This window comes from Citricoccus sp. NR2 (assembly GCF_027594385.1).
GTDB lineage: Bacteria > Actinomycetota > Actinomycetes > Actinomycetales > Micrococcaceae > CmP2.
On the sequence record NZ_CP115154.1, the window covers coordinates 983,810 to 995,790 of the forward strand.

Sequence of the window (11,981 nt, forward strand, 5' to 3'; positions counted from 1 at the left end):
ACCGGTCATGACCCGCCCGAGCAGTTTATCTGGTCAGGGTAGGGCTCGACCGCTGTGGGTCGTGGGTGCTTCACGGGTGCTCGGTTCACCTGCTCGGGGCGGATCGCTGGTTCCGCCGGGTTCGCGTAGCGGTTTCAGGCGGCAGGTTCGTCGTCGGATACCGGGATTTTGAGCCGGTGCACCATGTGTCGCTCGCGCCTGCGTAATTGGCATGACGGCGTGGTGAACTGCGGGTCCTCCGGTGGATCCGCGGCCGTGACACACTCCTCCCCCGAGAGCAGGGCGGGCTGTTCCGGTGGAGTGGATTCTCCTGCCGCACCTGACTCGCCGTCGCATGCGGAGTTCCGATACCGGCGCGGGTGGTCACGCCAATAGGTATTACGGGCTGGCTTGCGTTCCGCGTGCGTCAGATACGGGCGCAATTTGGTGGTCGGGGTGAACCAGGGGACGCCCCGATCCATGGTGATGTCCCAGTGTCCTTCGTGGACAGCGTGGTGATGGTGCGTGCACAACAGCACCCCGTTGTCGATGGTGGTGGGTCCGCCGTCTTTCCACGGGGTGATGTGGTGGGCTTCGCACCAGCTCGCGGGGAAACTGCACCCGGGAACAGCGCAGCCACCGTCTCGTGCCACCAGTGCCTTGCGCTGGTTGGTGCTGAACAGCCGGTGCGACTTGGCCGTGTCGAGAACTTCACCCTCGGTGCCCAGCACCACCGGAAGAATCTCCGCATTGCACAGCATCCGGCGCAGGACGCCCGCCCCGGCGGGTCCGCTGAAGCCAGTGGAGACCAGCAATTCCTGTGAGGAGCTGGAGGCCAGGAGTACCGGGTCAAATCCTTCGGGCAATAACCCGCCGTGGTGAGCCATGCGCAGCATCGGGATGATCCCTGCGGTGATGACCACCTGTGGACGCGCACCACCCTGGTCGGGCAGCCCGTTGTCCAAGCCGCGCAGCCCGGATGTCAGAACGCCCATGAAGCCATCGTGAGCACGCTGGGCGCGGGTACGGTCATCCGCGACGACGGGAGCGCCAGGATCGGTCTCATCCGTGGTCTCAGAGCAGTTCTTGGCCGAACGAGATCGCGGGCTATTCGCGGCCGACTCCACCACGGAGAGCATTTCGTGGCCCTCTTGGGTAGTGGCCATCTGCCAGAGGAAGAGATCGCCGTCGCGGCGCAGGAAGATGAGCGAGCGTTCCTGGTAGGCATCGCGCTCGCCGGGGCTGAGGTCGTCTTGCGGGCTGAGGTTCATCAGCACCGAGTTGCGCCAGCGGGAGACTTCCGCGCTGAACTCGCCGAAGGAGGCGTTCTTCGCCGCCTCCGCGAGGAACGCGTCGCTGGCGGTGAGGTATTCATCCACCTCGTGGGTGGGCACGTGAGCCTGATGAGCCGCCGAACGAATTTTGTCGATGGCCCGGGTGATCACGGCCAGTCGATCGGCGCCGAGCCACAGGTCTTGCAGTCCTTGCGCGATGGACGGCAGCAACCGCCCCAGCTGACCCGCGCTTCCCGGCTTCTCACGGTGGTTCTGTTCGGCATCGTGCGGCCGACGGGGAGCGTGAGGTTGGAAATGCTCGGCGTGACGGGCGCGCTGTTGGGCGGCGTGACGGGAGATATCCGTGGCGTCTTGCAGGAATTCCCCGGGGTTACGGAATCCGACCTTACCCTTCTCAGGCAGACCCAACAGGGCGGCACGATCCTTCGGTTGAGCGAAGACTTCCGTCGTGAAGCCATCGAGGCGCGACGTCACACCAGATACCAGCTTGGATAGGGTTTCGCCGGCGCGGAGCAGGGCCGGGAGGGTGCCCGCGGGCTGCTCTGTATTGGTCGACGTGAACTGGGTGAACTCTGAGCGCGCATCGGGTGCGGAGAGGCGGCGTGACACCACCCGGAGCCCCTGTTCCAGGGTGCGGAAGGCCTCCTCCAGCGAGAGTCCATCAAACCACGACTCGACGGCGGCGGATTCGGCCCGGGTGGGCGCGGCGTCATCAACGCGCACGGCACTCATGAGCACTCACCGCCTTCCCGGATCTACATCGGCTCTCGTCGAGCGTTTGATACGTCCAGCCTACATGAACGAGCATAAATAGTACAGGCGTTTCATCCACAGATTTTCTGTGGCTGAAGAAGTTCTCCACAGATACTGTCAAAGGGGTTGACTTTGCAGGTAAACAGCAGCATTTTGGCGCGCACCCGTACGCATCAGAAGAGGCATGAATATCCATCGAAGTCAGAGAGCTCGACTCCGAGAACCTATCGAACACGAAAAAGCGCCGGGTGCGGCACCGGCTTCATGAAGGAACCAGTGCGCACTCGGCGCTCTCGGGCAGATGGTGCCGCTCGGTGGCCCGAGCCAGGGCTTCGATACCCCATCGCGACACACCGCTGTCTCAAGCCCTATCAGGGCAGGCCGTTACAGGGCGGCGAAAGCCTCGCGCAGATCGGTGTCGCCGTCGTAGTAGTTGATGGTCTTGCCGATGGTGGCGTCCTCCTCCAGCGCGACCAGGATGCTGGCGGCCACGTTGCCGCGGGAGGTGTCGCGCCCGTCGTTCTCGTTCTGGGCGGGGGTGCCGTCGTCGATGCGCACCCGTCCAGTGGGCTCTTCGAGGGTGAGCTTGCCCGGCCCCAGGATGGTGTAATCCAGTCCGGAATCGCGCAGATAAGCATCTGCTTCTGCTTTCGACTGGGCGTAGGGGAAGAAGGAGTGGTCCTCGGGGATGCCGTGCTCCAGGCTGGCACCCGCGTAGGAGACCATCACGTAGCGGGCCACCCCGGCCTGACGTGCGGCGTCGATGGAGCGGCGGGCGGCGTCACGATCGACGGCGTAGGTGCGCTGCGGGCTGCCGCCGCCGGCGCCCGCGGACCAGATGACGGCGTCCTTGTTCACGAAGATCTCCGCGAAATCGTTCACCGTGGCGTTTTCGATGTCGAGCACCAGGGCGGTGGCGCCGGTGGCTTCCACTTCCTGTACGTGTTCGGGGTTGCGGATCACCGAGGTGACGGTGTGTCCGGCTTCGACGAGCAGCGGGACGGCGCGCAGTGCGACCTTGCCGTGTCCACCGATGATGACGTAGTCAGCCATGTGAGTCCTTCCATTGCGTCCATGGTGATTCCCGGTCCGGAATGAACCGGGTCTCATGGCGCATAACGGCATTGGCCCGAGCACTATTCCATGCCCGGGCCGCCGCCGTCAGAATCCCAGCGGATCAGCCCTGTGCGGCCTCGGCGGCTTCCAGGATCTCCGGCATGGTGTTGTCCAGCGCCCACGGCACGGACAGTGGCGTCGCCGTCGAGATGGCGTAGATCTGCGGGGCGTCGGTCTGCAGCACCCAGGCGTCGTTGGTGATCGCAGGGATGGAGGAGAGCAGGTCGTCACCCTCCACGGCCTCGCGCACGGAATCGTCCATGGCCCAGGTGATCAGCAGGTCGGATTCGAGGCTGGCGGCGTTCTCGGGCGAGACGACGACGCTGAAGCCCTCTGCACCGTCGGCGGCTTCCACGGCAGTCGGCGCCTGTTCCAGGCCCAGGCTCTGCAGGAACTGCACGCGGGCGTCTCCCTCGGTGTAAACGCTCACCGGGTCAGCGCTGGCCGGGTCTACGGCGCCGTAGATGAAGGTGGTGCCCTCGAGGACGTCCGCGTGCTCGGATGCGTAGTCGGTCAGGGCCTGCTCGGTGGACGAAATGACCTCTTCGGCCTCGGTTTCCTTGCCCAGCGCCTCGCCGACCAGGGTGGTGCCGTCCTGCCAGGAGGTGGTGTAGTTCGGGGAATCCTCCGGGTAGGCCACCACCGGGGCAATGTCAGAGAGCTGGTCGAACTGCTCCTGGGTGATGGCCGACTGCACGGCGAGGATGACGTCGGGCTCGGTGGCCGCGATCGCCTCGTAGGCTAGCTCTTCGGCTTCCACGTAGGTTTCGGGGGCATCCGCACCCAGTTCGGCGACGGCGTCGTCGTACCAATCCGTGGCGCCGCCCTCGTTGCCGCCGTAGGACTGCTCAGGGATGCCCACCGGGGCCACGCCCAGGGCCAGTGAGATGTCGTGGGAGGCCCAGCCGACGGTGGCCACGCGCTCGGGCTGTTCGGGGATCTCGGTGGTGCCGAAGGCGTGCTCGATGCTGCGGGGGAACTCGCCGGAGGCAGTACCGTTCTCGGAGACGGTGTCGGCGGCGCCGTCGTCGTCAGCGGAGCAGGCGGACAGGGCCAGGCCGGAGGCAGCGAGCATAGCGGTCAGGATCAGTAGCCGGCGGGACGCGCGGTTCAGCGGACGAGGGGACACGATGGTGCCTTTCGGGTGGATCAAGATTGATATGAGGTTAGCCTACCCTAAAGTTCTGTGGGTGCCGTTGCCAGAAAGGGGCCAGTCGAACGCGGTAGCCTGAAGGGGTGAGTGAATCCCCGCGCCCCGAACAGACCCCGCCCGCCCGCGACGCCCATGGCGAGCAGGTTTCCGAGATGTTCAACGGCATCGCCGAGCGCTATGACCTGATGAACCTGGTGATGACCTGGGGTCAGGAGCCTCGGTTCGTGCGCCGCACCGTCGAGCGCGCCCAGTTGCCGGATGCCCCCACCGTGCTGGATCTGGCCACCGGCACCGGCGACATTGCTCTGGAGATCCTGCGCCAGCGTTACGGCGCCCACATCATCGGCGCGGATTTCGCCCCGGAGATGATGGAGGTCGGCCGGCGGCGCCCCGGCGGCGAGCAGATCAGCTGGGTCGAGGCCGATGCCATGGACCTGCCCTTTGAGGAGGGGGTGTTCGATGCGGTGACCCACGGCTACCTGCTGCGCAATGTCACCGATATCCCCACCACGCTGGCCGAGCAGTTCCGGGTGCTCAAACCCGGCGGCTGGATGGTGGCCCTGGAAACCTCCCCGGCCCCGGACAATGTGATCAAACCCTTCTCCACCGCGTACATCAAATGGGTGGTGCCGAGGTTGGCGAACCTGATCACCCGCAACGCCGAGGCCTACGAGTATCTCTCCGCCACCACCCGCGGGTTCAAGACCCCGGCTGAAATCCACGGGTTGCTTGACGACGCCGGATTCGTGAATATCGGGCACGAAACCCACCTGTTCGGCACCATGGCGATTCATTGGGCGCAGAAACCGGTGACGACGACGGGATGACCCGCGGGTCCACCGCGCAGGAGAACGCCACGCTGCCGCTCATGCTTTCCCGGGGCTGCGGCGCATCGGCATGGGGGGGCGGTCCCAGTTGGAGCAGATTCGGCGCGACGCCGTCGGGAATGCACTACAATAGTTAGTGCACTAACTAGTGGAGGTTCGCCATGGGTTTCGTTCCCGCCGTCCTGAGTGACGATCACACCGGATTATCCCGCTGGTACCGGATCCGCTGGACCGTGCTCTACACCGTGCTGAGCATTTTCGGCCCGGCGGACCGGCAAACCGGCATCGACCCCCGCGCCCAGCTGCGCCAGGAGCGTGCCCGACTCACTGTGGCCGGGCACCGCGACGCCGGCACCGAGCCCTCAGCGGAGCTGCTGCGCATGGTCGAGTCCGGCTAACAGACTCGTCAGGGTCCGGTGCAGCTCGACGAAGCCCTCCTCGTCGAGTCCGAGCCGGTCCAGCATGATCTCGGGCACCTCCAGGGCGCGCTCGCGCAGCTGGCGGCCCTCCTCGGTGAGCTCCACGATGAGCGTGCGCTCGTCGGCCGTACTGCGCTCGCGGGTCAGATATCCCTGATTTTCGAGCCGCTTCAGTAGCGGTGAGAGGGTGGCCGGCTCCTGGCGCAGCACCGCGGCCAGGTCCTTCAGCGCCATCGGGGCGGACTGCCACAGCGCCAGCATCACCAGGTACTGTGGGTGGGTCAGGTGCAGCGGATCCAGCACCTCCCGGTACGCCCCGATCACCGAGCGGGACGCCACCGACAGGGCAAAGCACACCTGGTTCTCCAGGGCGAGCGGATCTTCACGGGGCGAGGTCATATCACCAGGATGCCCTATCCGGGGCGAGGAGTGGGAAGCGCGGCGAGACACTCAGTGTGACGCGCCGAGCTCGATGAGCAGCACGCCCCCGATGATCAGCGCGATCCCCAGCGTCATCACCCAGGTCAGCCGCTCCTGAAACAGAACACGCCCGGCGATCGCGGTGAGTGCCACCCCGGCCGCCGTCCAGATACCGTAGGCCATGCCGATCCCGAACCCGGTGCGCAGCACCTGGGCGAGGCACGCAAACGCGCACACATACGCCAGCGCGACCACCGGGTACAGTCCGGGCTGGTCGAGGGCGCCGCGCAGCGAGAGCGAACCGGCCACCTCGCAGACGATAGCCACGGTCAAGAAGGTCCAGCCCCGGCGGTTGAACCGGTGCGAAGGCACATCCTCGGCGACGTTGTCGAGCGCTCCGATCGTCATGGTGTGCTGGCTCCTACCGAGTCTTCTGCTGCAGCTGCTGATTCTCTGTCGAGCAGCTGTTGTCCCAGGACCCGCACCTGCTCCTTTTCTTGTGGGTCGGCGGCGCCCGTGCCCAGCGCGGCGTTGAACCACATGCCGTCCGCGAGCAGACGCACCGCCACCTGGGCCGGGCTACGTTCTCCGGCGGGCGGGCCGAGCCAGGGGCGCAGGCGCTGAGCCCACTGTTCGCGTAGTCGCTCGCGCAGGCGGGGATCGGCGAACAGGGCAAGATCCGAGGCGTCAAAGTCATGCGCGCAGGCAAAATCCAGGTAGGAGCGTAACCGGGCGGTGGCGGTGCTACGGAAGGGGGTATCGCCCGCGTCCGGCCCCATCTGTGAGGGGAAGCGACGTAGCTCGACAGTCCACCGGTCCACCACTTCGTCGACGGCGCGCAGCATCAGATTCTGCTTGGATCCGATGTGGTGCAGCACCCCGGGTTTGGTGAGGCCGGTGGCACGAGCGACGGCGTCGATGGTGAGGACCTCGCCGTCGCGCAACAGCTCCAGAGCGGCGTTCACGACGTGGCGGTCGGTGGTGGGCTGAGCGCTCTCGTCCATGAAGGAATAGGTCACCCCTGCAGGCTACCTACCAACTGGAAGGTAGGCGAACTGCCGGGGAGGTGTTTGGCCCCGGTGAGAGGCTCAGTCTCCGCCGCCCAGTGCGCCGGTGAGCCGGGTGTGGAACGCGGTCGTGTGCTCGTTCATGCCTACGAATTCTGCGGTTTTGCCGTGTCGCGCGTACTTCGTCTCGATTGCGTCGAGCGCCGCCACGGTGGAGGCGTCCCAGACATGGGAGCGTGTGAGGTCGATGATCACGCGATCGGGGTCGTCCGCGTAGTCGAACAGGGTGGTGAGGTCGTTGCTGGACGCGAAAAGGAGCTGCCCCTCGACCGTGTAGTGCGCCACGGGTACGCCGTCGTGGTCGGTGACCTCGCGCTGGACGTTGATGAGGTGGGCGACGCGGCGCACGAACATCACGGAGGCGACGAACACGCCGGCGATCACGCCGATGGCGAGGTTGTGGGTGGCCACCACGACGGCCACGGTGATGACCATGACGGTCGTCTCGCTCTTGGGCATCCGTCGCAGGGTGGAAGGCTTGATGGAGTGCCAATCGAAGGTGCCCACGCAGACCATGACCATCACGGCGACCAGCGCTGCCATCGGGATGATCGCGACGACGTCACCGAGGACGACGATGAGGATCAGCAGGAACACACCGGCCAGGAAGGTCGAGATGCGGGTGCGGGCACCGGAGGCCTTCACGTTGATCATGGTCTGGCCGATCATTGCGCATCCACCCATGCCGCCGAAGAAACCGGACACGATGTTGGCCACGCCCTGCCCCCAGGATTCGCGGGTTTTGTTCGAGTGCGTGTCGGTGACGTCGTCGACGAGCTTCGCCGTCATCAGTGATTCCATGAGGCCGACCAGCGCCATGGCCAGGGCGAAGGGGGCGATGATCGCCAGGGTGTCCCAGGTCAGGGGGACGTTGGGGATGAACAGCTCGGGCAGGCTTCGGGGGAGTTCACCTTGATCCCCCACGGTGGGCACCTGCATCGCGAAGACCACCACGATGGCGGTGACGATGACGATCGCCACCAGCGGCGCCGGGACGACGTGGGTGATTTTCGGCAGGACCACCAGAATCACCAGCCCGACGGCGACGAGCGGGTACACGAGCCAGGGCACGTCAATGAGGTGCGGGAGCTGGGCGATGAAGATGAGGATCGCCAGGGAGTTGACGAAGCCGACCATGACGCTGCGCGGGATGAATCGCATGAGTTTGGCCACCCCGCACACGGCGAGCACAATCTGCAGCACGCCCGCGAGGAGGACGGTGGCAATGAAGTAGTCCATCCCGTAATCGCGGGCCACGGGAGCGATGACGAGCGCGACCGCTCCGGTGGCGGCGGAAATCATCGCGGGACGTCCGCCGGTGAAGGCGATGGTCACGGCCATGATGAACGACGAGAACAGGCCGACCTTCGGGTCAACGCCGGCGATGATCGAGAAGCTGATCGCCTCCGGGATTAACGCCAGGGCGACGACCAGGCCGGCGAGGACTTCGCGGGTGAGGATGCGCGGGGTCTTCAGCGCGGTCACCACCGAGGGGTCGGGCTGGTAGCGAATGCGATCGTCGGACATGAGCCGAGAGGTCTCGTCCCTGGAGGAGTTAGTCACTTCTGCAGAATACCTACCAACTGGAAGGTCATCGATGTCGGGGCAGTGGGCTCATCTCGACGACGCATAGGTTCGTCACAGCGTGCGCCGCTGCTGGCCACAACCGGGGCGTGGATAATGAGGACATGGTCACCCCGAATGACTCGAATGACTCCTCCGCTTCGCCCCTGGAACCCGGATCCGGCACCGGACTGGCCGAGCTCAAGAAGGTACTGCCGATGTTGCAGCACCCGGATGGTTCCCCGGTGCGCGCCCTCGTCGTCGACGATGAGCCGATGCTCGCGGACCTGGTGTCGATGGGGTTGAGCATGTGCGGCTGGACGGTCAAGACGGCGCACGCCGGCCGCGCCGCTGTGGAAGCGGCACGCTCCTTCCACCCGGATGTGCTGGTGCTGGACTGGATGCTGCCCGAACTCGACGGCACCGAGGTGCTCGCGAAAATTCGGGCCTCGATGCCCGAGGTGGCCGCGCTGTTCCTGACCGCGAAGGATGCGGTGGCGGATCGGATTACCGGGCTCACGGCCGGCGGGGATGACTACGTGACCAAGCCATTCTCGCTGGAGGAGGTGCTCATCCGGCTGCACCGGCTCGTTCAGCGCTCTGGTGTGGTGGCCCAGGACGCCGATGAGCTCGTGGTGGGGGACCTCGTGCTGAACGTGCGCACCCGCGAGGTCTCCCGCGCCGGGGAGGACATCGAGCTGACCGCCACCCAGTTCGAGCTGCTGCGGTATCTGATGGAGAACCCGAAGGCGGTGCTGTCGAAGTCGCAGATTCTGGACCACGTGTGGCAGTACGATTTCGCAGGTCAGGCCAACATTGTGGAGCTGTACATCTCCTACCTGCGCAAAAAAATAGACGCCGGACGCTCACCGATGATCCACACCCTGCGCGGGGCCGGGTATGTCATCCGTCCGGCCTGAACGCACGAACCGTGAGCGCACGAGCCAGCCTGAGCGGGTGCGCCCGCGACGCTCGGTGGCGAACCGCACGGTGGCCGGGGTGCTCGCCGTGCTCGCCGTCGTGCTCATCGCGCTCACGGCAACCACGATGACGCTGGCCACCCGGGTGGTGGAGACTCAACTGCAGGACCGCCTCGACGAGGTGTGGCAGCGCACCGCGGGCTTCCTCTCCGAGGGGCGCGATGATCGTGACATCGACCGGCTCGAACCACCGGAGGGAAGCCCCGAGGCCCCGGACCCGTTGGGTGCTCCCGGCGTGCCGCTGGACTCGGTCACGCTCGTCATCGACGCGCAGGGCAACCTCGACGCCGGTCACCTCACCGTGGAGGGCGAGACCGGCACCATGAGCGACGCCGACGCCGCCGCGCTTGAAGCGCTGGCCGCCCAGATGGAACCCGGTACCACCGAGCGGGTGGAACTCTCCACGGGTAGGTACCTAGTGCGGGCGGCCGCCGTCGAGCGTTCCGATCAGATCGAAACACTGGTGGTAGGGGTGTCTTCCGCTGAGGCCGACACCACGGTGGCCACGCTGCTCAGCGTGCAGGTGGCCGGCGGCGTGGTGGCGCTCCTAGCCGTCGGCGGGCTGGGCTGGTGGTGGACCCGGCGCGCCCTGACTCCGCTGAGCCAGGTGGCCGATGCCGCCGTGGAAGCCGCCGAGGCACCGATGTCGGTGGGGGCGGTGGCGCTGCAGCAGCACCGGGTGCCTGCTGAACTGGAACAGCGCCGCGATGAGATCGGCGACGTCGGCTCCGCCCTGAACACCCTGATCGATTCGGTCGATACCGCCCTGAGCGCCCGGAATGACTCCGAGCGACGGCTGCGGGAGTTCGTGGCGGATGCCTCCCACGAACTGCGCACCCCCCTGGCCGCCATGCGCGGGTACGCGGAGATGCTGCAGCTCAGCGAACCGCTCAGCCCCTCCGGGCGCGACCAGCTGAAGCGGGTCATGCTCCAATCCGGGCGCATGAGCGACCTGGTGGAATCCCTGTTGCTGCTCGCCCGGCTCGACGCTGCGGAACAGCCAGAACAGTTAGAACAGTCTGCCACCCGGGCGGTGCCGCGCCGCAAACAGGTGGACCTCGGCGAGCTGGTGGTTGACGCCGCCATGGACGCGCACGCCGCCGCCCGCTCCACCACCGAGGGCTCCACCGGGCTGGGCCTGGCGATCGTCCGCTCGGTCGCCCAGGCGCATGGCGGCGACGTCGTCGTCGAGACCCGCCCCGGCCGCACCGCCTTCACGGTCACCCTGCCCACAGGCAATTCATATTTGAAGGAATGATCTGGCGCGCTGGATGGTTGAGATAGACATGACTGAGCTTTCCGCCCGGCACCCCGGCGCCGCGCCCACCCCGAACCCGTCCACTCCGCTGGCTGACTCTCTGCCCGAGGGCGTCATCGAGTTCGGGCTGCACACCTTCGGTGACGTCACCCAGGACGCCGCCGGCACCCGGGTGCTCGATCACCCGGAGGTGCTGCGCAATCTGGTGTCCGAGGGGGTACTGGCCGATCAGGTCGGCGTCGACGTCATCGGCATCGGGGAGCACCATCGCCCGGATTATTCCGTCTCCGCACCCGACGTCGTGCTCACCGCCATCGGTGCGCAGACTGAGCGCATCAAGCTGATTTCCGCCGTCACTGTGCTCTCCTCCGATGATCCGGTGCGTGTCTACCAGCGCTTCGCCACCCTCGACGGGATCACCTCCGGACGCGCCGAGGTGTCGCTGGGGCGCGGCTCGTTTATCGAATCCTTCCCGCTGTTCGGTTATGACCTGAGTGACTACGAGGTGCTCTTCGAGGAGAAGCTGGAGCTCTTCGATCACGTCCGCCGTGAGGAACCGGTGACCTGGTCCGGCACCACCCGCGGTGCGCTCGAGCGCCAGTCGATCTTCCCGACGACGGCGCACGAGGACGGCGTACCCACCTGGGTCGCCGTCGGCGGCTCACCTGAGTCCGCTATTCGAGCCGCCCGCTACGGGATGGGCCTGGAGCTGGCCATCATCGGCGGCGCCCCGCAGCGCTTCGCCCCCTTCGCGGATTTGTACCGCAAGCAGATCGAGGCCAACGGGTTCGCGCCCCGCCGGGTGGCCGTGCACTCTCACGGGTTCGTTGCGAACACCGATGAGGAAGCCATGGAACGGTACTACCCGTACTGGCACAACGCGATCAGTACCCTTGGGCGCGAGCGCGGCTGGCCCGCCCCCAGCCCCGAACAGTTTGCACAAGAAGTCCGCCACGGCGCCCTGCACCTGGGCGGCCCGGAGACCGTGGCCCGGAAGATCGCGAACACCGTGAAATCCCTGGGCGCGACCCGGTTTGGCATGAAGTACGGCAACGGACGGCTGCCGCACGAGTACATGATGGAGTCCATCGAACTGTACGGCACCCGGGTCAAGCCTCTGGTGCTGGACATGCTCAGCGAGTCCTGAGACC

12 protein-coding genes are annotated in these 11,981 nt (G+C 66.3%); 5 read left to right on the forward strand and 7 right to left on the reverse strand.

Annotated elements, in window-relative coordinates; genetic code table 11:
• Positions 1–134: 134 nt before the first annotated feature.
• The 3 genes from O1A05_RS04580 to O1A05_RS04590 all read right to left on the reverse strand — a co-directional run bounded on the left by O1A05_RS04580 (position 135) and on the right by O1A05_RS04590 (position 4,272).
• Positions 135–2,006, reverse strand: coding sequence for an HNH endonuclease signature motif containing protein (locus tag O1A05_RS04580; RefSeq protein ID WP_270106883.1), 1,872 nt, complete (start codon positions 2,004–2,006; stop codon positions 135–137).
• 405 nt (positions 2,007–2,411) lie between these two features.
• On the reverse strand, positions 2,412–3,080 hold the full coding sequence (locus O1A05_RS04585; protein WP_270106884.1) for an SDR family oxidoreductase: 669 nt from the start codon (positions 3,078–3,080) through the stop codon (positions 2,412–2,414).
• A 124-nt stretch (positions 3,081–3,204) separates the two neighbouring features.
• Positions 3,205–4,272 (reverse strand): ABC transporter substrate-binding protein, encoded by a 1,068-nt coding sequence (locus O1A05_RS04590; protein WP_270106885.1) that lies wholly within the window; start codon positions 4,270–4,272, stop codon positions 3,205–3,207.
• Positions 4,273–4,379: 107 nt separating this feature from the next.
• On the opposite strand from O1A05_RS04590, the gene O1A05_RS04595 reads away from it, so the two are divergent.
• Together O1A05_RS04595 and O1A05_RS04600 are read left to right on the forward strand one after the other, a co-directional pair.
• Positions 4,380–5,123 (forward strand): ubiquinone/menaquinone biosynthesis methyltransferase, encoded by a 744-nt coding sequence (locus O1A05_RS04595; protein ID WP_270106886.1) that lies wholly within the window; start codon positions 4,380–4,382, stop codon positions 5,121–5,123.
• 161 nt (positions 5,124–5,284) lie between these two features.
• Positions 5,285–5,521: a hypothetical protein gene (locus O1A05_RS04600; protein ID WP_270106887.1), complete on the forward strand. Its 237-nt coding sequence runs from the start codon at positions 5,285–5,287 to the stop codon at positions 5,519–5,521.
• Here the strand turns inward: O1A05_RS04600 and O1A05_RS04605 are convergent.
• From O1A05_RS04605 to O1A05_RS04620, 4 genes are all read right to left on the reverse strand, one after another.
• On the reverse strand, positions 5,486–5,941 hold the full coding sequence (locus O1A05_RS04605; protein ID WP_270106888.1) for a MarR family winged helix-turn-helix transcriptional regulator: 456 nt from the start codon (positions 5,939–5,941) through the stop codon (positions 5,486–5,488). The two genes, O1A05_RS04600 and O1A05_RS04605, sit on opposite strands and share 36 nt — an antisense overlap.
• A gap of 51 nt (positions 5,942–5,992) precedes the next feature.
• Positions 5,993–6,370 (reverse strand): DMT family transporter, encoded by a 378-nt coding sequence (locus tag O1A05_RS04610; RefSeq protein ID WP_270106889.1) that lies wholly within the window; start codon positions 6,368–6,370, stop codon positions 5,993–5,995.
• Positions 6,367–6,981 (reverse strand): TetR/AcrR family transcriptional regulator, encoded by a 615-nt coding sequence (locus O1A05_RS04615; RefSeq protein WP_270106890.1) that lies wholly within the window; start codon positions 6,979–6,981, stop codon positions 6,367–6,369. Before O1A05_RS04615 ends, O1A05_RS04610 begins: the two co-directional genes overlap by 4 nt.
• Positions 6,982–7,050: 69 nt before the next feature.
• Positions 7,051–8,556 carry a SulP family inorganic anion transporter gene (locus O1A05_RS04620; protein WP_270107503.1) on the reverse strand — a complete coding sequence of 502 codons (1,506 nt, stop codon included), beginning with the start codon at positions 8,554–8,556 and terminating at the stop codon, positions 7,051–7,053.
• Positions 8,557–8,810: 254 nt separating this feature from the next.
• Here O1A05_RS04620 and O1A05_RS04625 point away from each other — a divergent pair, with 254 nt between their 5' ends.
• Genes O1A05_RS04625 through O1A05_RS04635 form a run of 3 tightly spaced genes read left to right on the forward strand, consistent with a single transcriptional unit; the run spans position 8,811 to position 11,977 of the window.
• Positions 8,811–9,512, forward strand: coding sequence for a response regulator transcription factor (locus tag O1A05_RS04625; RefSeq protein ID WP_270107504.1), 702 nt, complete (start codon positions 8,811–8,813; stop codon positions 9,510–9,512).
• Positions 9,513–9,549: 37 nt separating this feature from the next.
• Positions 9,550–10,830, forward strand: a complete 1,281-nt coding sequence (locus tag O1A05_RS04630; RefSeq protein WP_270106891.1) for a histidine kinase dimerization/phospho-acceptor domain-containing protein — start codon at positions 9,550–9,552, stop codon at positions 10,828–10,830.
• Between the two features lie 28 nt (positions 10,831–10,858).
• On the forward strand, positions 10,859–11,977 hold the full coding sequence (locus O1A05_RS04635) for an LLM class flavin-dependent oxidoreductase (RefSeq protein WP_270106892.1): 1,119 nt from the start codon (positions 10,859–10,861) through the stop codon (positions 11,975–11,977).
• Positions 11,978–11,981 lie beyond the last annotated feature (4 nt).